This is a genomic window from Novosphingobium pokkalii, assembly GCF_014652855.1.
GTDB classification, from domain to species: Bacteria; Pseudomonadota; Alphaproteobacteria; order Sphingomonadales; family Sphingomonadaceae; genus Novosphingobium; species Novosphingobium pokkalii.
In genome coordinates, this window is the sequence record NZ_BMZP01000027.1 from 1 (window position 1) to 20,649 (window position 20,649).

Sequence of the window (20,649 nt, forward strand, 5' to 3'; positions counted from 1 at the left end):
CGGAGACACCCCAAGAATCCTATTCAATCAGCAGCGCAAGCCCATATGCGATTCCCCTGCCCGCCTCGGGGAGGAAAGGGTTGCATCGCCATTTGTTCTTGTTATGTTCGCACGATGCAACCGATCAAGGGCCGAGGTGCGCAGTCAGGCGCGGTGCCCACGCGCTTTGGCCTGGCTGTGCGCGAGGCCGATGGCGATTGGCGCGATGCAGCCGAGGCCATCGACGGGGAGCCGCCCCGGCTGCGCACAACGGTAACGCGGGAATTTCCCAAGAGCGTCCTCACGTTCAACACCTCGCCCGACATTCCGTTCGACCGCTCGGTCAACGCCTATCGCGGCTGCGAGCATGGCTGCATCTATTGCTATGCGCGGCCGACCCACGCCTATCACGATCTCTCGCCCGGCCTGGATTTCGAGACGAAGCTTTTCGCCAAGCCGCAGGCGGCGAAGCTGCTGCGCGCCGCGTTTGCCAAGCGTGGGTACAGTCCCAGGCCTCTGGCCATGGGTACCAACACCGATCCCTATCAGCCGATCGAGCGGGATTTCCGCATCACCCGCCAGGTTCTGGAACTGTGCCTGGAGGTGGGCCATCCGGTCACGATCACCACCAAGTCCGCGCGCGTGCTCGATGATCTCGACCTGCTGCGGCAACTGGCCGCACGCCGCCTCGTGGCAGTGGGCCTGTCGATCACCAGCCTCGATCCGCGCCTCTCCACCCTGCTTGAGCCGCGCGCCAGCAGTCCGGCCAAGCGCATGGCTGCGCTGGGCAAGCTGGTGGATGCCGGCATTCCCGCGCACGTGGGCATTTCGCCGATCATCCCGGCTATCACCGATCACTTCCTGGAAGAAATCCTGATGCAGGCCGGGGCCATGGGCGTGCGCTCGGCCAGTTGGATCATGCTGCGCCTGCCCCATGAAGTCGCCGCGCTGTTTCGCGAATGGCTCGACGTGCATTTCCCCGATCGCGCCGCCAAAGTGATGCACACCGTGCAATCCATGCGCGGTGGCAAGGATTACGACGCCAGCTTTCACACCCGGATGAAGCCGCAAGGCGTCTGGGCAGACCTGATCCGCACCCGCTTCCGCCTCGCCCTGCGCCGCGCAGGCATCGCGCAGGAACGGCTGGACCTCGATTGCACCCAGTTCCGCGCCCCCTCGCGCGATGGGCAGATGGATCTGTTTTGAAAGGTTGGCTCAGGTTTCGCACCACCCCCAACCCCCTCCTCTAAAGAGGAGGGGGCTCAGGCCGAGATGCTCCCCCTCCTCTTTAGAGGAGGGGGTCGGGGGGTGGTGGACACCAAGCACAATCTACCCCATCAATCCGCCACGGGTTCATACTTGCGCGCACCGGTGACCGGATCGTACCACACTTCCACCACCGCGCCGGTCTCCACGTCCACTTCACATTCACCGGTGCGTTGCCAGGGGACGTGCCCTTCGGGCTGGCGTGCGCGGTAGCGGCGTTCGAACACCGTGGCGAGCGCGATGACCGCGCCCAGGCCGATCAGGCCCCAGCCGTTGCCGGTGACCAGATGGAGTACGATCCCGCCCACCGCAGCGAGGCCCGCAGTCACCAAGGCGGCGAGGCGCGCGCCGCCGGTCATGCCGCAGTCACGCCGGAGCGCGCCAGCTTCACCGCCGTGCCATAGGCAACCACTTCGTTCATGGTCTGGCCGATCGAGCCGGAATCGAAACGCATCATCACCACGGCATCGGCGCCCATCAGCCGCGCGTTCATCACCAAGCGGTCGATCGCGTGGCGGCGGGTGTCTTCCACCAGCGCGGAATATTCCTTGATCTCGCCGCCGATGATCGTGCGCAAGCCGGCCACGATATTGCCGGCAAGGCCCCGGCTGCGCACCACCACGCCAAACACCTGGCCCAGGCTTTCGACCACTTCCTGACCGGCAATGTTCTCGGTGGTCGTCACGATCATGGCATTCTCTCCCATGCGGCCTTGGCTGGCCGCGTCGGCGCCGAGATTATCCCTGATTCCAGGAAAATCCATGGAATTGTGCGCGCAGGTCCTTCTTGGAAATCTTGCCGGTGCCGGTGTGCGGCAGGCTTTCGACAAAGACCACCGCATCGGGCAGCCACCATTTGGCCACGCGCGTGGCCAGGTAATCCAGCATGTCCTGCGCGCTCGCCTGCATGCCGGGGCGCAGCACCACGGCCAGCAAGGGCCGCTCGTCCCAACGCGGATGGGCAATGCCAATCGCGGCGGCTTCGGCCACGGCGGGGTGGCCCACGGCGGCGTTTTCCAGCTCTACCGAGCTGATCCATTCCCCGCCCGACTTGATCACGTCCTTGGTGCGGTCGGTGATCTGCAAGGTGCCGTCGGGGTGGAGGATCGCCACGTCGCCCGTATCGAACCAGCCATCGCCGTCCACCGCATCGGCCTCGGCCTTGAAATAGCGCTGGATCACCCAGGGACCACGCACCTGCAAGGCCCCTGCGGTCTGGCCATCGCGCGGCAGCACCTGCGCCGGATCACCCAGATCGACGCAGCGCATCTCAACCCCGAACGGCGGGCGGCCCTGCTTGGCCTTGAGCGTCACCTGCGCCTGGAAATCGAGGCTGTCCCAGTTCCACGGTTCGCCCCCGGCCGTGCCGATGGGCGAGGTTTCGGTCATGCCCCAAGCGTGGCTGACGCGCAGCCCCTGCCCCATGAACCGCTCGATCAGCGCGCGCGGCAGGGCCGATCCGCCGCACAGCACGTCTTTCAGCGCGGGCGGAAAGGCGCCGCCGGCCACCGCGTCGGCATGCTGCGCCAGCCCCAGCCACACCGTCGGCACACCGGCCATGGCCGTCACCGCATGGCGCTGCATCAGGTCGAACAGCACCGCCGGCTCGGCCACGGCGGATAGCACCACTTTGGCGCCCACGCTGGCCGATGCCCAGGGCAGGCCCCAGCAGGCGGCATGAAACATCGGCACCACCGGCAGGGCCACGCTGCGGCTTTCCATGCCGAACACTTCGGGTTGCAACACGGCCAGCGCATGGAGCACGGTGGAGCGGTGCGAATAGAGCACGCCCTTGGGATTGCCCGTCGTGCCGCTGGTATAGCTGAGCATGCAGGCCTCGCGCTCGTCGCCCTCCACCCACTCGGCCGTGTCCGTGCCGATCCACCCGGCGAAACCGGGAGCCGGCTCCGCACTGTCGAAGCAGACATAGTGTTCGATCGTCGGCCACCGCGGCTTCATCTGCTCCACCAGCGGGGCAAACACCGCATCGAACAGCAGCACGCGATCTTCCGCGTGGTTGACGATGAATTCGAGCTGGTCGTGAAACAGGCGCGGGTTCAGCGTGTGGAGGATCGCGCCGGCGCCGGGAATGCCATACCACGCGGCCAGGTGATGCGCGTGGTTCATCGCCAGCGTGGCCACGCGATCTCCCGGCTGCACCCCGATCCGCCGCAGCGTTGCCGCCAGCCGCGCGGCGTCGTGGCGCACCCCGGCCCAGGTCGTTGCGGTTTCGCGTCCATCGGCCCAGCGGCTGACGATGGCGCGGTGGCCGTGCTCGCGCGCGGCGTGGTCGATCAGCCGGCCCACGCGCAGCGGCCAGTCCTGCATTCCGCTCAGCATCCTCCAGCCATCCTTTCTGCCGGGTCTTGATCGCCCGGCTGTGTCTTATTGCACCAGTCGCAGATCGGCCTTGGCGGTCAGCGCCATGTTGGCCAGCCCCTCGATCGGCATCAGCCGCTCGATCAGGTCGCTGTCCAGCTTGAAATTGCGGCCCAGCCGCACGCGCGGCTCGGCCCCGCTCGTGGTGCGCAGCCGGGCGATCACTTCGCCCTTGGCATCGGGCGCGCGCGGCAGCAGCAGCGCCAGTTCGCGAATGGCGTCTTCGCGCAGCACGTCGAGCGTCAGGTGCATGCGCGCCGCGCTGGTCACGCTGGCCAGCGGCCGCGCCCCGCGCACGGTCACGCGCGGGGGCTCGTCGGGGTTGGGCCGGTCGAGTTCGACGTTGAGCAAAACGCAGGTGCCCTCGCGCGCCCAGGTGACGAAATCGTCGACCAGGCTTTCCTCGAAGCACGAGGCCGAAAACAGCCCGCTGCTGTCGGAGAAATCGGCCATCACGAAGTCCTTGCCGCGCTTGGTCTTGCGCTTCTGGACGTTTTCCACCAGCGCCGCCATGACCGCGCCCGATCGTGCCGCCCCGCCCCCGTCGCCCGAGCCGGCCATCAGGCTGCCATAGGTGCGCGCACCATTGGCGCTGGCCACCGCGCGATATTCCTCCACCGGGTGGGCGGCGAAATAGAAGCCGAAGTTCTCGCGCTCAGCCGCCATCTGGTCGGCCCGACTCCATGGCTTGGTTTCGGCAAGGCGCGTGGCGGGCTGATCATGCCCGTCGCCGCCAAACAGGCCGCCCTGTCCCGAAGTGCGGCTGCGCACCGCCTCGTCGGCCACGGCCATCAGCAGTTCGGCATTGGCGATGATCTTGGCGCGGTTCGGCTCCAGGCCATCGAGTGCGCCGGCTGCGGCCAGCGCTTCCAACTGGCGCCGGTTCATCGAGCCAGCCGGAATGCGCTTGAACAGATCGTCGAGCGTGGCGAACGGCCCATTGGCCTCCCGCTCGGCCACGATCGCGTCCATCGCCTTTTCTCCCACGTTGCGCAGGCCCGCCAAGGCATAGCGCACGGCATGTCCTTCAGCGGTGCGCTCCACGGTGAATTCGGCTTCGGAATGGTTGATGTCCGGCCCGGCCAAGGCCACGCCGTTGCGGCGCATGTCATCCACGAAGATGTTGAGCTTTTCCGACTGGTGCATGTCGAAGCACATCGAGGCGGCATAGAATTCGTGGGGATAGTGCGCCTTGAACCAGGCGGTGTGATAGGCAAGCAGCGCATAGGCCGCCGCGTGGCTCTTGTTGAAGCCATAGCCGGCGAATTTGTCGATCAAGTCGAACAGTTCGTTGGCCTTGTTCGCCTCGATCTGCGAAACTTCCTTGCAGCCGGCCACGAAGCGCAGGCGCTGCTGATCCATTTCCGCCTGGATCTTCTTGCCCATGGCGCGGCGCAGCAGGTCGGCATCGCCCAGCGAATAGCCCGCCAGGATCTGCGCGGCCTGCATCACCTGTTCCTGATAGACGAAGATGCCATAGGTTTCGGCCAGAATCCCCGAAAGCTTTTCGTGCGGGTATTCAATGACTTCCAGCCCGTTCTTGCGACGCCCGAACAAGGGGATGTTGTCCATCGGGCCGGGTCGGTAGAGCGAGACGAGCGCGATGATGTCGCCGAAATTGGTGGGCTTCACCGCCGCCAGGGTGCGGCGCATGCCTTCCGATTCCAACTGGAACACCCCCACCGTGTCGCCAACCTGGAGCAGGCGATAGACGCCCTCATCATCGAGCGGCAGCAGCGATAGATCGATGGTGATCGAACGCTTGGCCAGCAGGTCCACTGCCTTGCGCAAGACCGACAGCGTCTTGAGGCCGAGGAAGTCGAACTTGACGAGCCCCGCATCCTCGACATGCTTCATGTCGAACTGGGTCACCGGCATGTCCGACCGGGGATCGCGATAGAGCGGCACCAATTGCGCCAGCGGCCGGTCGCCGATCACCACGCCCGCCGCGTGGGTGGACGAGTTGCGCGGCAGGCCTTCGAGCTGGCGCGCCAGGTCGATCAGGCGTTTGACCTCGGGATCGCGGTCATATTCGCGCTTGAGCTCGGCCACGCCGTTGAGCGCGCGCTCCAGCGTCCAGGGATCGGTGGGATGGTTGGGCACCATCTTGCACAGCCGGTCGGTCTGGCCATAGCTCATTTGCAGGATGCGCCCCGTATCGCGCAGCACGGCGCGGGCCTTGAGCTTGCCGAACGTGATGATCTGCGCCACGTGATCGGCACCATACTTGGCCTGGACATAGCGGATCACTTCGCCACGACGGGTTTCGCAGAAGTCGATGTCGAAGTCCGGCATCGACACGCGCTCGGGATTGAGGAAGCGTTCGAACAGCAGGCCCAGCTTGATCGGATCGAGATCGGTGATGGTCAGCGCCCAGGCGACGAGCGACCCGGCGCCCGAACCGCGCCCCGGCCCCACCGGAATATCGTGATCCTTGGCCCACTTGATGAAATCGGCCACGATCAGGAAGTAGCCGCCAAAGCCCATGCGATTGATGATCGCGATCTCGAATTCCAGGCGCTTGCGATAGTCGAGCACCTCGTCCCAGGCGCCGGCCGCGACCAGTTCGGGATAGTCCTCGGCCTGCGGCTGCGCCTCGGGCTCCAGGCACAGGACGTGGGCCAGCTCGCCATGGCAGGCTTCTGGGTAATAGGGCCGCATCCGCGCGACCAGGCCGGTGCGGCTGTCGCGCGCGCAGGCCAGGGCTTCGCCTTCCTTGTCGCCGGCCAGGCTGGGCAGGATCGGCTTGCGCTTGGGCGGAATGCAGGCGGTGCGCTGCGCCACAACGAGCGTGTTCGCCAGCGCTTCGGGCACGTCGGCAAACAGTTCCTGCATCGCCTCGATCGGCTTGATCCACCATTGCTGCGACGAGCGCGGACGATCCGGGCTGTCCACGTGGGTGGAGCTGGCAATGCACAGCATGGCATCGTGCGCATCATAGAACCCGGCATCGGCAAAGCAGGCCGGGTTGGTTGCCACCAGCGGCAGATCGCGGGCATAGGCCAGGGCGATCAGGGCCTCTTCGGCGGCTTCTTCTCCAGCATCGTTGCGGCGCGCCAGCTCGATATAGAGCCGGTCGGGAAACAGCTCCTCCAGCCTGGTGCAATAGGCCTCCGCCGCGCTTTGCTGCTCGCCGGCCAGCAGCCGCACCAACGCGCCCTCGCCCGCCGCAGTCAGGCAGATCAAGCTGTCGGTATGGCCTTCCAGATCGGCAAGCTGCACATGCGGCGCATGTTCGAGCGGGCGATCGAGATGCGCGCGGCTGACGAGGTGGCAGATATTGTCATAGCCGCGCGAATCCTGCGCATAGAGCGCGAGCCAGTCGATCGTCGGCGCCTGGGGGCCGAAGCCAGGGCTGGAAGCCCCTTCCCGCTCCGGCCGGGCGACGGCCAGCATCGTGCCGACGATCGGCTGCACCCCGGCGTCCTTGCAGGCCTTGGCAAAGGCAGCGCTGCCGTAAAGGCCATTGCGATCGGTGATGGCAATGGCCGGGAACCCGCGCTTTTCTGCGGTCTTGGCAATCGCCTTGGGGTCGATCGCCCCGTCCAGCATGGTGTACGACGAGAAGACGCGCAGCGGAACGAAGGGAGCAAAGGCCATGCCAACAAGATAGCATGGCCTTTGCCGCATTTTGAGAGGGTGCTCGCCCTCATCAACAGATTACGGATGCACCTTGGCGCGCTGTTCGGCGATCCAGGCGTCCACCCGCCCTTCCAGCACCGCCAGCGGCACCGAGCCGGCGCTGACCACCAGATCGTTGTAGCCCCGCAAGTCAAAGCCGGCGCCCAGCGCGGCCTGGGCCTTTTCGCGCAGGGCAACGATTCGCAGCATGCCGACCTTGTAGCCGGTCGCCTGCCCCGGCAGCGTGATATAGCGGCGCACTTCAGAACGGGCCTGCTGCGCGGGCAGGTGCGCGGTATCGATCAGGTATTGCACCGCCTGGTCTTCCGACCAGTTCTTGGCGTGCAATCCGGTGTCCACCACCAAGCGCGCGGCACGGAACAGTTCGGCATCGAGCCGTTCCAGATCGGCAGCGGCATCGGGGAACGCGCCCATTTCGCTGCACAGCCGCTCGGCATAGAGCGCCCACCCTTCGTTGAACGCGACATAGGTATAGGCCTTGCGGAACTGCGGGGTGCCGGTCTGGCGCACCTGGATATCGCCCTGCATCAGGTGGCCGGGAATGCCTTCGTGGCACATCAGCGTGTAGAGCGTGGCGTCCGGATCCTTTTCGCCCAGCATATGCAGCCAGACGCGGCCCGGCCGCTTGCCATCGGCGCTGGCATAGGCGGCGTGGGCCGCGCCCCCGGCCACTTCACTGAACGCCGGCTCGCGCACCACTTCGGTGCCATAGGCGGGCAGCACGGTGAACACCTTGGGCAACAGGGCGCGATTGGAGTTGACGATGGCGTTGGACTTGGCGAGGCGCGCCGCGCGCAATTCGTCGGTCCACGGACGCGGCGGATCCTTGGCGATCAGATCGGCGCGCAGCGCGGCGGCATCGGCAAAGCCGGCCTGACGCGCCAGTGCATCCTCGGCGGCGTTGATGCGCTTCACTTCGGCCAGGCCGGTCTGGTGAATCTGCTCGGGCGTCAGGTCGGTCGTGGTGTTGAGCCGCAGCGCCGCAGCATACCACGCAGCCCCGCCCGGCAGCGTGCCGACACCCACCACCCCGCTCTTGGCATGGGGCAGTTGCGCCTGCGCCCAGGCGATGACCCGCTGGTAGGCCGGCTTGAGCGCCAGGATCGCATCCTTGGCCTGCGCGGTCAGCGTGGCAGCCTCGCCATCGGTGATCGCCTTGGCTGCCAGCAACTTGGCGATCTTGCCCTGGGCATCGGCCCAGAGTGCCGACGGTGCACCGGCATCATAGGGCGCCCCGGTGATCAGCCCTTGGCTGCCGGCAATCACCCGCTCAAGCTGGAACCGTGGCGGCACGATGCCTTGGGCTGCCGACAGCGTGCTTTGCGCAATCGCGGTGTCGAGCGCGGCCGGCGTCGCCTTCACCCGCGCGATATACGCTGCCATGTCGCTGGCGTCCTGCACCTGGTGGGTGTTGATCAGGAAATTGGGCACTTCCGCATGGGCGGAATAGAGGAACGAATAGAATGGCGGCTGATAGCGGCGGAAGCGGTATTGCAGTTCGGCCCGCTCCAGCTCCAGCGCCCAGATGTCGTAGTTGATGCGGCCTTCGGGAGAGAGGCGATCGCGCGCGAAGGCCGCCTTCATCCGCGCCACGCTGCCCCGGCGCCATTCCAGCCGGCGCAGGATGCCCGCATCGCTGTTGTCGTCCAGCCGGTCCATGCCTTCCTTGCGCCCCAGCCGCGTGGCAAGCTGTGGGCGCAGGGCCAGTTCGGCCGTGAATTCGCCATCGAGAAAAGCAGCCAGCCGCGCATCTTCGGCGGCCGGATCGGCCTTTTTTGCCGCCGGGATCGCGGTGTCGCGCGCGAGTGCGGGCATGGCCGGCAGGCACAGCGCAAGCGCGCTGGCGGCCAACATGGCGTGGATCGGCTTGGTCATCAATGTCCCCTGCTTCGGATCGTATACCGGCAGGTTTTTACAAAACCGCCAACCGTTTACAACCGAAACCAGAGGGCGCGCCGATCACAGCAGGGCGACGATATCGGCTTCAAGCGATTCAGGCTTGTCGGTGGGCGCATAACGACGGACGACATGACCCTCGCGATCGATCAGGAACTTTGTGAAATTCCACTTGATCGCCTTGGTGCCCAGCACGCCCGGCGCTTCGGCCTTGAGCCAGTCAAACAGCGGCTCGGCGCTGTCTCCGTTCACATCGACTTTGCCCATCAACGGAAAGCTGAGGCCGAAGTTGACCTGGCAGAAACTGGCAATCTCGTGGGCGGTGCCGGGTTCCTGGCCACCAAACTGGTTGCAGGGGAAAGCCAGCACTTCAAATCCGGCATCGCGGTGCTTGCGCCACAGCGCTTCCAGGCCTTCATACTGCGGGGTGAAACCGCACTTCGACGCGGTGTTCACCACCAGCAGCACCTTACCCAGGCGATCGGCCAGGCTGATGCGCTCTCCATTCGGCAGGCACGCATCAAAATCGGCGATCGTCTTGGGGCTTGCTTCGGTCTCGGTCATCGCATCGCTCCGGGGCGGTCCGTCCAATTACGCATTTTCACGTAATGGCACCCGAAATCAATGCAATACGCAGGCAGGGATCAGAGCGGGAAATCGTCGCGCTTGAACAGAGCAACCGCTTCAGCCGGGCCGTAATTGCGATCGCCCGACTTCTCGATGATCAGTTCGGCGCGGTCTGCCTCGGGCATGCGGCCCATCAGACGCACCATCTCCGCGAAAGTCCCGGAATGGAGGACGGCAAAGCCATGGAGCACACTGCCAGCCGCGTCGCGCGGGACGATCGTGGCGTGATCGTTCCAGAAGTCATGGGCGCTGTCGCGAGATTCGGCACGAATTGTGGTATTCATCTTACAAAACCCTCCTTGGGTTCCCCCGAAACGCTTATGCGCCCTTCGGGTTTCCGCAGGAAAGCAAGTCGCGTCTGAACCGGAGCTTATTCAAGCACCCCGTCGCGCAGGCGCATGACGCGATCCATGCGCAGCGCCAGGCGCTCGTTGTGCGTGGCGACCAGCGCAGCGCTGCCTTCGCCGCGCACCAGCTTGAGAAATTCGTCGAGCACGCGGTCGGCGGTGACTTCGTCGAGATTGCCGGTCGGCTCGTCCGCCAAAACGAGCGCTGGCCGGTTCGCCAGGGCACGAGCCACGGCCACGCGCTGCTGCTCCCCGCCCGAAAGCTGGCTGGGCCGGTGATCGAGCCGATGGCCCAGGCCCAGCGCGGTGAGCAGTTCGGTCGCCCGCTGGCGCGCGGCTGCCTCGGTCCTGCCCGAAACGAGCTGGGGCAGAACCACGTTTTCGGTGGCGTTGAAATCGGGCAGCAAGTGGTGGAACTGATAGACGAACCCCAGGTGATCGCGACGCAGCACGGTGCGCGCGTCACCGTTCAATCGCGCGGCATCGGTTCCGGCAATCTCGATCATGCCTTCAAAGCCACCTTCGAGCAGGCCGACCGCCTGGAGCATCGTCGATTTGCCCGAGCCCGATGGCCCGAGCAGCGCGACGATCTCGCCGGGGCGAATATCGAGATTGACCCCGCGCAGCACGTCGATACGCACCCCGCCCTGTTCAAAGCTGCGGCGCAGGTTGCGCAGGCGGACGACTGGCTCACTCATAACGAAGCACCTGCACCGGGTCCGTACTGGCCGCCTTCAAGGCGGGATAAAGCGTGGCAAGGAAACTGAGCACCAGCGCCATCAGCGCGATCACGGTGATTTCCACCGGATCGCTGCGGCTGGGCAGTTCGGTGAGAAAGCGGATCGAAGGGTCCCACAGGTTCTGCCCGGTGACGATTTCCACCAGATGGACGATCGGCTGGCGGAAATAGAGGAACACGAAGCCCAGCAGCAGCCCCACCGCCGTGCCCAACGCGCCAATGACAAAGCCGATCGCCATGAAGATCTTCAGCAGGCTGCGCCGCGACGCGCCCATCGTGCGGAGGATCGCGATGTCGCGCGTCTTGGCGCGCACCAGCATGATCAGCGAGGAAAGGATGTTGAACACCGCAACCAGCACGATGATCGACAGCACCACGAACATCGCCACCCGCTCTACCGCCAGCGCTTCGAACAGGCTGGCGTTGATCGTCTTCCAGTCGGTCACCTGCGCGCGCCCTTCAAGCTGCTTCTTGAGCGGGCCAAGCGTGGTCATCACCGTGTCGGGATCGGTCGTGGTCACTTCGATCATGCCGATCGAGTCGCCAGTCAGCAGCAGGGTCTGGGCATCGGGAATGGGCATGACCACGAAAGCGTTGTCATAGTCGTAGACGCCGATCTCGAAGATGGCGGCCACCTTGTACCCCACCTGGCGCGGCACGGTGCCGAATGGGGTGGAGCGCCCGGCCGGGTTGATGATCGTGATCGTGTCGCCCACCTGCGCACCCAGGCTTTCCGCCAGGCGCGAGCCGATCGCCACGTTGTCGCTGCCGGCCAGCAAGGCGGCCAGGTTGCCGGCCTTGAGCTTGTCACCCAGGCGGTTGATATCCTTGGTCGTATTGCCGCGCACCAGGATCGCCTCGACCCGGCCGTTGAAGCTCGCGAGCAAGGGCTGCTCGATCAGTGGCGAAGCGCGGGTGACGCCGGGCGTCTTTTCCAGCTTGGCCAGGATATCCTGCCAATCCTCCAGCCGACCGCCATAGGCCTGGATCACGGCATGGCCGTTGAGGCCCACGATCTTGTCGAGCAGCTCCGCACGAAAGCCGTTCATCACGCTCATGACGATGACAAGCGCGGCCACGCCCAGCATCACGGCGACCAGGCTGATGCCGGCGACCATGGCGATGAAGGCTTCGCCGCGCCCGGGCAACATGTAACGCTTGGCGATGGTCCATTCGAATGGCGAGAGGATCAAAGGCGGCACACTTTCGCGCTGGAACGGAACGGAATGTCGGCGCTCGCTTTAGGCCCGCAGGCGCGGCAGGGCAAGACGCCCCTGCCCAATCGCGAAGGGCCCGCAAGGTTCCCGCAGAAAATGGACCTGGCTATCCTGGCGCGCGCGCCGATCCGGCAGTTCAGGCCGCCACGCGCAGCCTGGCGCGGCCTTCGGCCTTGGCACGATAGAGCGCGCTGTCCGCAGCGGCCAGGGCGGCATCGGGATGGTCGCCCAGCGCGGCGATGCCGGCGCTGATCGTGATCTTCACCTGGCCTTGCGGCGTATCAACCGCCAGCGCATTGACGGCGCGGGCCAGGCGCTGGCACACCTTTTCGGCGTGAACCAGTTCGGTATCGGGCAGGAGCACGGCAAATTCCTCTCCGCCGATCCGCGCGACGAAATCGGTGGCACGCACCGCTGCCACGGCCGCTTCGGCAAAGGCGCGCAAGACCCGGTCGCCCACGGCATGGCCATAGCGATCGTTGACCTGCTTGAAGTAATCAATGTCGATCACCGCCAGGGCCGAAGGCAGGCCAGTCGCGCCGACGCGCTCGGCCGTTTCGAAGAACGCGCGGCGATTGGGAATGCCGGTCAACGGATCGGTCAGGGCCGCGCGGGAGAGGTCTTCCTCGATCCGCTTGCGCTGGGAAATATCGCGCGTCACGCAGACCAGGCCATCCACTTCGCCCGCCTCATTGGTCACGGCGCGGAAATGCGTCTCGAACCAGCGGCTGGGCCCACCCAGCCGCAGGCCGAGGAATTCCACGCCGACGGGTTCGCCCGGGCTGGCCATCGCGGCATGCCATGCGGCTGAAACGGCGCTGCGATGCTCTTCCACCACGATATGGCGGAAATCGACGCCCAGCAGTTGCTCGGGCACGTGGCCGGTCAGTTGCGTGATGGCGGGCGAGGCATAACGGACCGTCCCGCCCCGGCTCATGTGAATGATCACGTCGCTGACATGGTCGGACAGCAGGCGATAGCGCGCCTCGCTATGCACCAGGTCGCGCATGCGGCGGCGGCGGCGCTCCTGTTCGGCCACGATCGGCAGGACGGCCAGCACGGTAATGCCCAGGTACACCTGGAAGAATTGCAGGCGGCCAGCCAGAACCTTGAGGTCGGTGGGGGCAAACTGCATGTCGGCAATCGGGCCGTAGCCGTGCAGCGTCAACAAGCCGCCGACGGTGGCCAGGATCACCGGCAGCGACAGCGCGACAAAGGCATTGGCCCAGATCGCACCGAACAACACCAGCAGCAGCGGAAATATCAGCAACGGCCGCGCGGTCTGCGAAAAGACCGCAAGAGTCAGCAATGCCATCGTGCCGCACAGCAGCAACCCACGCAGACCGGCCTTTTCCGGCAGCAGCGGCTCGCGCGTCTGCAAGGCCATGCACAGAAGGCTGCCACTGGGCAGGAAGATCATCATCCCCAACGAGTGCCCCACCATCCAGTCGACGAAATTGGCGCGCAGCGAATGGCCATGCGTAATCGCCAGGATCGCGGATGCCAGCGCCGCGCCAACCATCGGCACGATCAGCCCGATGCCCAGGCTGTAGCCTGCCATCCATTCGGCAGTCTCTTCCGGCCAGTGCGCCTTCATGATCCGCCGCAGGATCGCGGCCGAGGCTACGCCTTCGAACATGTTGATGGCCACCATGAACGGCGCCGCGATCCAGCCCAGACCGAAAAAGCCGGTCACCAGAAAACTCGCAAGGCCCGCCGCAGCGATTGTGGTGGGCCACACCCGCGTCGGCAGCGCATGGAGTCGCGCCGCCAGAATCGCGTTGGATACCCACACCATCGCCACCCCGCCGCTCAACCGGCTGTAGTGCACGGCAAGGAACGCACTGATGAAAAAGGCAAGTCCCGTAGCGATCGCGCTCCGCAGCGAGGCGGTGGGCGTAATGGCCAGGCGGGGCCGGAGAGGAACAGCGGTTTGCATGGCGCACAGATTGCCCGCCAAATGGTTAATTCGGGGCTAAGAGGGACCGCTTAGCGGGCAAAACGATGGTAAATATTTCCTGACCAACGCCACCGTGGTCGCCGCTCTTGAACAACTGTATGGCAGCAAGGGATAATTTATCCTGAATCGACAGCCATGACCCGGTCGCGACCCGCGCGCCCTTGCCTTTGGCGGCAAACCTCGCCACATGGGCGCCATTGCTCGGCCGGGGCATTTCGCACCGGTGCGAGTCTTTGGCGCGAGCGCTTGCGAGACAGATGATCACCACCAACCCCTTCGAGGACCGCGACGGCGACAAGCTGCGCGAGGAATGCGGCATTTTCGGCGTGCTGGGCGCGCGCGACGCGGCAGCGATGACGGCGCTGGGGCTTCATGCCCTTCAGCACCGTGGCCAGGAAGCGGTGGGCATCACCAGCTTCGACGGGCAGGAATTCTATTCCCGCCGTGGCATCGGCCATGTCGCGCAGAACTTTTCCAGCGGCCAGGCGATTGCCGAACTGCCCGGCATGATGGCAGCGGGGCATGTCCGCTATTCCACCACCGGCGGTTCGGGCCTGCGCAACGTGCAGCCGCTGTTTGCCGATCTGGCCTCGGGTGGCTTTGCCATCGCGCACAACGGCAACATCTCCAACGCGATGTTCCTCAAACGCGATCTGGTGCAGAAGGGCGCGATCTTCCAGTCGACCTCGGATACCGAGGTGATCATCCACCTCGTCGCCACCAGCCGCTATCCCACGTTGCTCGATCGCTTCGTCGATGCGCTGCGCCTGGTCGAAGGCGCCTATTCGCTGATCTGCATGACGCCCGAAGGCATGATCGCCTGCCGCGATCCGCTGGGCATCCGCCCACTGGTCATGGGCAAGCTGGGTGATGCGGTGGTCTTCGCCAGTGAAAGCGTCGCGCTCGATGTCGTCGGTGCCGACATGGTGCGCGAAGTCGAGGCCGGCGAGCTGATCCAGGTCGCGCTCGATGGCTCGATCCAGTCGCACCGCCCCTTTGGCGAAACGCCGCAGCGCCCCTGCATTTTCGAGCACGTCTATTTCAGCCGTCCGGATTCGGTGCTGGGTGGCCGCTCGGTCTATGAAGTGCGCAAGGCTATCGGCATGCAGCTCGCACTGGAAAACCCGGCCGATGCCGATCTCGTCATCCCGGTTCCCGACAGCGGCGTGCCGGCGGCGCTGGGCTATGCCCAGCAGTCGGGCATTCCGTTCGAGCTGGGCATCATCCGCTCGCACTATGTCGGCCGCACGTTCATCCAGCCGTCCGACGGCGCACGCAATGCCGACGTCAAGCGCAAGCACAACGCCAACCGCGCCCTGGTTGCGGGCAAGCGCATCGTGCTGATCGACGATTCGATCGTGCGCGGCACCACCAGCCTCAAGATCGTGCAGATGATGCGCGAAGCCGGCGCCCGCGAAGTCCACTTCCGCGTCGCCAGCCCGCCGACCGAGCATTCGTGCTTCTACGGCGTGGACACGCCGGAACGCTCCAAGCTGCTCGCCGCACGCATGGACATTGCCGCCATGGCCGAATTCATCCAGGCCGACAGCCTGGCGTTCGTCTCGATCGACGGCCTCTATCGCGCCGTGGGCGAAGCGCAGCGCAGCAGCGCCTGCCCGCAGTATTGCGACGCCTGCTTTACCGGTGACTATCCCACGCGCCTGACCGACTTCGGTGATCGCTCGCCGGGCTGCTCGCCGGTCAAGCTCAAGACCAAGCCGGCCAAGGTCGCCTGAGCGTGTCGGGCGCATACGTCGCCACGCCGCTGGCTGGCAAGGTTGCGCTGGTGACCGGCGCGAGCCGGGGCATCGGCGCCGCCACGGCCAAGGCGCTTGCCGCCGCTGGCGCGCATGTCGTGCTGGTGGCGCGCACGGCGGCCGAGCTGGAAAAGGTGGAAGACGAAATCTTCCAGGCTGGCGGCAATGCCACGATCGCCCCGGTCGATCTGGCCGAACCCGATGGCGTTGCCCGCCTGGCATCGGCCATTTCCGAACGCTGGGTCGCGCTCGACATTCTGGTGATCAATGCCGCCGTCCTGCCCGCGCTCACTCCGGTGTGGCAGATTGAGCCGCGCGATTTCAGCCGCGCGATCACGCTCAATGTATTGGCCACGCATTCGCTGATCACCGCGTTCCACCCGCTGCTGAAAGGCAGCCAGGATGCGCGCGTGATCGGACTTACCAGCAGCGTGGGCGCCACACCCCGCGCCTATTGGGGGGCCTATGGCGCCACCAAGGCCGCGTTCGACAACCTGCTTGCCAGCTATGCCCAGGAAGTCGCCGCGATTTCGGGCATTCGCGTGGCCATCGTCGATCCCGGCGCCACCCGCACCAAGATGCGCGCCAAGGCCTATCCGGGCGAAAACCCCGCCAGCGTGAAGGCGCCCGACGTGGTGGCAGCGCGAATCACGGCCCTCGCCGCCGAGGACTTCGCTAGCCCGCATCGCGAACGGGTGGATGAACCGCGCTGAGGTTTCGCCAGCGTTACAACCAGCTATCGCACGAAATCTTAGGATTGATGGCCGCGCGTTAACCTCGTGGTAACGCAATATCCTCATGCTTTCACAGGGGCAGCGTTTTCGCGGCCTGACACAAAGCCTTCAGCAGGTCACGGCCAATGCCTACGATCAATTGGCAACACGATTATGAAGCCGCCGCCAGCGATGACCGCTGCGCGCCCCGTTCGCGGCTGGTGATCCCATCAAGACTGCGGCGCAATGGCGCACGCGCGGCACAGACGCTGGTGCTGGACCTTTCCCTGGCCGGTTTTTCCGCCTTGGCATCGGCACGGCTCGCGCAAGGCAGCAAGGTGTTCCTCACTCTGCCCGGGCTAGAACCGCGCGAAGCCGAAGTGGTGTGGTGGCACGCGGGCCTGGTCGGCTGCGCGTTCTCCAACCTGCTGACCCAGCGCGACCATGACGCCCTGCTGCTGCGCTACGGCGGCGACAACGACAGCGACGCCCGCTAACAACGCCCAAAAAAGCCCTCAGGCCATTTGCTTCATTGCCGCATGGGCCGCCAGCGCCCGCGCGCGCGCTTCGGTGTGGGCGATGATCTTGGGCGGATAGCCCCGAGGCGGTCGCGCCGGATCGTGAATCGCTTCGTCATCCAGGTGGCGCAGTTCGGGCACCCATTCGCGGATATAGGCGGCGGCATCGAACTTGGCGGATTGCGAGAGCGGCGCCATGATCCGCACGAACATGTTGGCGTCCAGCCCGCTGCCCGCCACCCACTGCCAGTTGGTGGCATTGGCGCCATAGTCGGCATCGACCAGCGTGTCCCAGAACCACTGCTCACCGGCGCGCCAGTCGATCAGCAAGTGCTTGATCAGGAAACTGGCGGCGATCATCCGCACGCGGTTGTGCATCCACCCCGTATGCCAGAGCTGGCGCATGCCGGCATCGACGATGGGATAGCCGGTGCGGCCCTGCTGCCACGCGGCCAGTTCCTCGGGCGCATCGCGCCAGGGCAGCGCATCGAACGCCTCGCGGCCATTGCGCACGCCATAATCCGGGCATTGCAGGATGAGGTTCTGGGCATAGTCGCGCCAGCCCAGTTCGCTCAGGAACACGTCCACGCTGCCACCGGCCTCGGCCACGGCGTGCCACACCGTGGCGGGTGAGATTTCCCCGAAATGCAGGTGGGGTGACAACATCGAGGTGCCCGGGCAGGCCGGAAGGTTGCGCTGCGCATCATAGCGGGCAGCGCGCCCAGCGAAGGTTTCCAGGCGCGCTGCCGCGCCGGCTTCGCCCGGCGTCCAGGTCTCGCGAAAGCCACCTGCCCAATCGGGCGCGGTCGGCAGCAGGTTCCAATCGTCCAGCGTATCGCTCTGCGGCCAAAACTCCGGCGCGGCCAGCCTGGTTGGCGCCGGCTGCGGCGGGGGCGGCGGCAATTGTTGCAGGCTGGCCCGCCAGAACGGGGTGTAGATCTTGTAGGGCTGGCCGCTGCCGGTGGTCACGGTGCCGGGCGGCAACAGGAAATTGCCATGATGGCGCCGCAGGTCGAATGTCTTGGCCACGGCGCGCTCGGCGAGGCGCCACCACGGTTCGTAATGGTGCAGCGCGTGAACCACGCGCGCGCCCGTCTCGCGGCGGATCGCGGCGAGCACCGCATCGCTCTTGCCCCGCCGCAGGACCAGGCGCGAACCCAGGGCCCTGAGATCCGCATCCAGGCGCGCCAGGCTGTGATGCAGCCACCAGCGCGACGCGGCACCCATGCGGCGATGCTTGGGGGTTTCATCATCCAGCACATAGACCGGGATCACCGGATTGCCACTCTGGGCCGCAGCGCGGAAGGCGGCCTGGTCGTGCAAGCGCAAATCACGGCGCAGCCAGACAATTGTTGGGCTCGTCATGCCTTGCTATTTGGCGGCTAATCGCCAACTTGGCCATGGTCGGCGCCCTGCCCCTTGGTGCAGGGTCTTGCCCCAGCTGGCGCATGTCTGCGCACCACAACCGGAGACTTCGCCGTGGCGCAATCGCTGTTCGTCCGTCCCGATGTCCAGGCGTTTCTCGACTATCTGCGCCAGGCCGCCGCCGCCGGCGCGCCGGCGATGCACCAGATGGCCCCCGACCAGGCCCGCGCTGCCTACACGGCCATGCAGCAATTGGCCGACCTGCCGCCCCGCGATCTCGCCGTGATCCGCGATCTGGCCAGTCCCGGCCCGGCCGGCCCGATTCCCTTGCGCCTCTATGACGCCCGCGAAACCCGCGCGCCCGGTCCGGTCCTGGTGTTCTATCACGGAGGCGGCTTCGTGCTCGGCGGGCTCGACAGCCACCACAATGTCTGCACCGAAATCGCCGCGCGGATGGACCTGCCGCTGATCGCGGTCGATTACCGCCTGGCGCCCGAGCACCCCTTCCCCGCCGCGCCAGACGATGCCGAAGCAGCCGCGCGCTGGATCGCACAAGGCCCGGCCGACCTTGGTCGCGCCGTTACCGGGCTGATCCCGATCGGCGATTCGGCCGGCGGCAACCTGGCGATCGTGGTCACCCAGGCGCTGATGGCCGCGCCCGCTGCCGCGCCGGTGGTGGCGCAAGTGCCGATCTATCCCCTGACCGACGCGCCAGAATCCCATGCCTCTTTCCGCGATTTCGCGGAAGGGTTCCTGCTCGATGCGCAAGTCATGCACTGGTTTGCTCAGGCCTATGGCGCCCCGGCCGACAGCATGCGTGCGTTTCCGCTGCACGGCGGGCATGACCAGATGCCCCCCACGGTGCTAGTGACCGCAAGCCTCGATCCGATTCGCGACAGCGGACGGGTCTATGGCGCGGCCCTGGCCCGCGCCGGATCGCCCCTCGTGTTCACCGAACGCGCGGGAACGATCCATGGCTTTATCCAGGTGCGCAAGGCGATCCCCAGCGCGCAGGCCGATCTCGAAGCGATCCTGGCGGCCTTGCGCGGTGTACTCGACGCCTAGCGCCCACCAGTTTGAACGAGGACCACCTATCCATGAGTGCGGACCCCTTTGCCGCTCTTCCCTATCGCCCCTGCGTGGGGCTGATGATCGTCAATCCCCAAGGCCGCGTGTTCGTCGGCAAGCGTATCGACAACAAGGAAGGTGACGCCTGGCAGATGCCGCAGGGCGGCATCGATGACGGCGAAGACCTGATTCCCGCCGCCATGCGCGAACTGCACGAGGAAACCGGTCTGACGAGCGAGCACGTCACCGTGCTGGCGCAGAGCCGCGAGGAACATTTTTACGACCTGCCGCCCGAACTGCTCGGCACACTGTGGGGCGGCCGCTATCGCGGCCAGCGCCAGGCCTGGCTGCTGCTGCGCTTCAACGGTCAGGATGATGACGTGGTGCTCGATGCCCACGATCCGGCCGAATTCTGCGAATGGAAATGGGTGGAGCCCGACCAGCTCCCCGACCTTATCGTGCCGTTCAAGCGGCGCGTCTACCGCCAGGTGGTGGACGAATTCCGCGCGCTGATCTGAGGCTGCGCAAGGCTTAACACCACCCCCACCCCCCTCCTCTGAAGAGGATGGGGCTTTCCGGCCTAACTCCCCCTCCTCTTCAGAGGAGGGGGTCGGGGGGTGGTGCGAAGCCTGAAACTTAGCCCCGAAAACTCAATTCGCCTGCACATCGGGCTTGGGCGCAACCGTCTCGGCCGCCACCACTTGCGGCTTCGGCCCGGCGGCCAGCGCCTTGCTCACCTCGGCCGCTTCCGGGCAGGATTTGCCGCACAGGCCTTCCAGCCGGGTCAGCGTGGCCTTGGCCTTGTCCACCGCGCCCTTTTCAGCCAGCGCGGCACCTTCGCCGGCAATCGCGTCAAGGTTGTTCGGCTCGCGGTCCAGCACGTTGCGGTAATAGTGGATGGCCTTGCCCTGCAACCCGGCCTGGCGCGCGGCATTGCCCAGCGCCACCAGAATGCCGGCATTGGCCGGATCGATGGTCAGCGCGGCTTCCAGGCTGTCGGTCGCGGCCTCGACATCGCCCTTGGCCAGCAGCGCGCGGCCTTCCTGCAACAGCACTTGCGCGCGCGGATCGAGCGGATCGCTGGTGCGGGCCGAACCCATGCTGCCGGTAACGGCCACAAGCAGGGACAGCGCAAGGGCCGCTGGCGTATAACGCATCAAGAACTCCTTCAGCCGGG

18 protein-coding genes are annotated in these 20,649 nt (G+C 65.9%); 6 read left to right on the forward strand and 12 right to left on the reverse strand.

Annotation, left to right across the window (positions count from 1 at the left end; all coding sequences use genetic code 11):
* Window positions 1-114: 114 nt before the first annotated feature.
* Window positions 115-1,185, forward strand: a complete 1,071-nt coding sequence (locus IE191_RS19285) for a PA0069 family radical SAM protein (RefSeq protein ID WP_191326016.1) — start codon at window positions 115-117, stop codon at window positions 1,183-1,185.
* A gap of 131 nt (window positions 1,186-1,316) precedes the next feature.
* Here IE191_RS19285 and IE191_RS19290 read toward each other — a convergent pair whose 3' ends face one another.
* The 10 genes from IE191_RS19290 to IE191_RS19335 all read right to left on the reverse strand — a co-directional run bounded on the left by IE191_RS19290 (window position 1,317) and on the right by IE191_RS19335 (window position 14,030).
* A complete protein-coding gene (locus IE191_RS19290) occupies window positions 1,317-1,604 on the reverse strand; it encodes a hypothetical protein (protein WP_191326017.1) in 288 nt (95 codons plus the stop codon).
* A complete protein-coding gene (locus IE191_RS19295; RefSeq protein WP_191326018.1) occupies window positions 1,601-1,936 on the reverse strand; it encodes a YbjQ family protein in 336 nt (111 codons plus the stop codon). The genes IE191_RS19290 and IE191_RS19295 overlap by 4 nt, the downstream gene beginning before the upstream one ends.
* A gap of 46 nt (window positions 1,937-1,982) precedes the next feature.
* Window positions 1,983-3,584 (reverse strand): long-chain fatty acid--CoA ligase, encoded by a 1,602-nt coding sequence (locus IE191_RS19300; RefSeq protein ID WP_191326019.1) that lies wholly within the window; start codon window positions 3,582-3,584, stop codon window positions 1,983-1,985.
* 45 nt (window positions 3,585-3,629) lie between these two features.
* Entirely contained in the window at window positions 3,630-7,223 is a 3,594-nt protein-coding gene (gene dnaE / locus IE191_RS19305; RefSeq protein WP_191326020.1) for a DNA polymerase III subunit alpha, read from the reverse strand.
* A gap of 60 nt (window positions 7,224-7,283) precedes the next feature.
* Window positions 7,284-9,140, reverse strand: a complete 1,857-nt coding sequence (locus IE191_RS19310; RefSeq protein WP_229815671.1) for a DUF885 domain-containing protein — start codon at window positions 9,138-9,140, stop codon at window positions 7,284-7,286.
* Window positions 9,141-9,224: 84 nt separating this feature from the next.
* On the reverse strand, window positions 9,225-9,725 hold the full coding sequence (locus IE191_RS19315) for a glutathione peroxidase (RefSeq protein ID WP_191326021.1): 501 nt from the start codon (window positions 9,723-9,725) through the stop codon (window positions 9,225-9,227).
* An 80-nt stretch (window positions 9,726-9,805) separates the two neighbouring features.
* Complete coding sequence (locus IE191_RS19320; protein WP_191326022.1) at window positions 9,806-10,072, reverse strand: hypothetical protein; 267 nt, start codon at window positions 10,070-10,072, stop codon at window positions 9,806-9,808.
* Window positions 10,073-10,158: 86 nt separating this feature from the next.
* The gene (locus IE191_RS19325) at window positions 10,159-10,833 is read right to left on the reverse strand and encodes an ABC transporter ATP-binding protein (RefSeq protein WP_191326023.1); all 675 of its coding nucleotides are present in this window, start codon (window positions 10,831-10,833) and stop codon (window positions 10,159-10,161) included.
* The gene (locus IE191_RS19330; RefSeq protein ID WP_191326024.1) at window positions 10,826-12,067 is read right to left on the reverse strand and encodes a lipoprotein-releasing ABC transporter permease subunit; all 1,242 of its coding nucleotides are present in this window, start codon (window positions 12,065-12,067) and stop codon (window positions 10,826-10,828) included. The genes IE191_RS19325 and IE191_RS19330 overlap by 8 nt, the downstream gene beginning before the upstream one ends.
* 160 nt (window positions 12,068-12,227) lie before the next feature.
* Window positions 12,228-14,030: a sensor domain-containing diguanylate cyclase gene (locus IE191_RS19335; protein WP_229815673.1), complete on the reverse strand. Its 1,803-nt coding sequence runs from the start codon at window positions 14,028-14,030 to the stop codon at window positions 12,228-12,230.
* A 278-nt stretch (window positions 14,031-14,308) separates the two neighbouring features.
* Here IE191_RS19335 and purF point away from each other — a divergent pair, with 278 nt between their 5' ends.
* The 3 genes from purF (at window position 14,309) to IE191_RS19350 (ending at window position 17,018) form a co-directional block, all read left to right on the forward strand.
* The gene (purF, locus tag IE191_RS19340; RefSeq protein ID WP_191326026.1) at window positions 14,309-15,787 is read left to right on the forward strand and encodes an amidophosphoribosyltransferase; all 1,479 of its coding nucleotides are present in this window, start codon (window positions 14,309-14,311) and stop codon (window positions 15,785-15,787) included.
* 2 nt (window positions 15,788-15,789) lie between these two features.
* Window positions 15,790-16,521, forward strand: coding sequence for an SDR family NAD(P)-dependent oxidoreductase (locus IE191_RS19345; RefSeq protein ID WP_191326027.1), 732 nt, complete (start codon window positions 15,790-15,792; stop codon window positions 16,519-16,521).
* 146 nt (window positions 16,522-16,667) lie between these two features.
* The gene (locus IE191_RS19350; RefSeq protein WP_191326028.1) at window positions 16,668-17,018 is read left to right on the forward strand and encodes a PilZ domain-containing protein; all 351 of its coding nucleotides are present in this window, start codon (window positions 16,668-16,670) and stop codon (window positions 17,016-17,018) included.
* An 18-nt stretch (window positions 17,019-17,036) separates the two neighbouring features.
* On the opposite strand, the gene IE191_RS19355 is transcribed toward IE191_RS19350, so the two are convergent.
* Complete coding sequence (locus tag IE191_RS19355) at window positions 17,037-18,404, reverse strand: cryptochrome/photolyase family protein (RefSeq protein WP_191326029.1); 1,368 nt, start codon at window positions 18,402-18,404, stop codon at window positions 17,037-17,039.
* 114 nt (window positions 18,405-18,518) lie between these two features.
* Here IE191_RS19355 and IE191_RS19360 point away from each other — a divergent pair, with 114 nt between their 5' ends.
* Both IE191_RS19360 and IE191_RS19365 read left to right on the forward strand, forming a co-directional pair.
* A complete protein-coding gene (locus tag IE191_RS19360) occupies window positions 18,519-19,469 on the forward strand; it encodes an alpha/beta hydrolase (protein ID WP_229815675.1) in 951 nt (316 codons plus the stop codon).
* A 32-nt stretch (window positions 19,470-19,501) separates the two neighbouring features.
* A complete protein-coding gene (locus tag IE191_RS19365) occupies window positions 19,502-19,990 on the forward strand; it encodes an RNA pyrophosphohydrolase (protein WP_191326030.1) in 489 nt (162 codons plus the stop codon).
* Window positions 19,991-20,122: 132 nt separating this feature from the next.
* On the opposite strand, the gene IE191_RS19370 is transcribed toward IE191_RS19365, so the two are convergent.
* A complete protein-coding gene (locus IE191_RS19370; RefSeq protein ID WP_191326031.1) occupies window positions 20,123-20,629 on the reverse strand; it encodes a tetratricopeptide repeat protein in 507 nt (168 codons plus the stop codon).
* Window positions 20,630-20,649: the final 20 nt, after the last annotated feature.

Excerpts from the sequence above, each read along its gene's own strand:
- IE191_RS19285 (WP_191326016.1), top strand. The coding sequence starts at position 115 with ATGCAACCGATCAAGGGCCGAGGTGCGCAGTCAGGCGCGGTGCCCACG.
- IE191_RS19290 (WP_191326017.1), bottom strand. The coding sequence starts at position 1,604 with ATGACCGGCGGCGCGCGCCTCGCCGCCTTGGTGACTGCGGGCCTCGCT.
- IE191_RS19295 (WP_191326018.1), bottom strand. The coding sequence starts at position 1,936 with ATGATCGTGACGACCACCGAGAACATTGCCGGTCAGGAAGTGGTCGAA.
- IE191_RS19300 (WP_191326019.1), bottom strand. The coding sequence starts at position 3,584 with ATGCTGAGCGGAATGCAGGACTGGCCGCTGCGCGTGGGCCGGCTGATC.
- dnaE (WP_191326020.1), bottom strand. The coding sequence starts at position 7,223 with ATGGCCTTTGCTCCCTTCGTTCCGCTGCGCGTCTTCTCGTCGTACACC.
- IE191_RS19310 (WP_229815671.1), bottom strand. The coding sequence starts at position 9,140 with ATGACCAAGCCGATCCACGCCATGTTGGCCGCCAGCGCGCTTGCGCTG.
- IE191_RS19315 (WP_191326021.1), bottom strand. The coding sequence starts at position 9,725 with ATGACCGAGACCGAAGCAAGCCCCAAGACGATCGCCGATTTTGATGCG.
- IE191_RS19320 (WP_191326022.1), bottom strand. The coding sequence starts at position 10,072 with ATGAATACCACAATTCGTGCCGAATCTCGCGACAGCGCCCATGACTTC.
- IE191_RS19325 (WP_191326023.1), bottom strand. The coding sequence starts at position 10,833 with ATGAGTGAGCCAGTCGTCCGCCTGCGCAACCTGCGCCGCAGCTTTGAA.
- IE191_RS19335 (WP_229815673.1), bottom strand. The coding sequence starts at position 14,030 with ATGCAAACCGCTGTTCCTCTCCGGCCCCGCCTGGCCATTACGCCCACC.
- purF (WP_191326026.1), top strand. The coding sequence starts at position 14,309 with ATGATCACCACCAACCCCTTCGAGGACCGCGACGGCGACAAGCTGCGC.
- IE191_RS19350 (WP_191326028.1), top strand. The coding sequence starts at position 16,668 with ATGCCTACGATCAATTGGCAACACGATTATGAAGCCGCCGCCAGCGAT.
- IE191_RS19355 (WP_191326029.1), bottom strand. The coding sequence starts at position 18,404 with ATGACGAGCCCAACAATTGTCTGGCTGCGCCGTGATTTGCGCTTGCAC.
- IE191_RS19365 (WP_191326030.1), top strand. The coding sequence starts at position 19,502 with ATGAGTGCGGACCCCTTTGCCGCTCTTCCCTATCGCCCCTGCGTGGGG.
- IE191_RS19370 (WP_191326031.1), bottom strand. The coding sequence starts at position 20,629 with ATGCGTTATACGCCAGCGGCCCTTGCGCTGTCCCTGCTTGTGGCCGTT.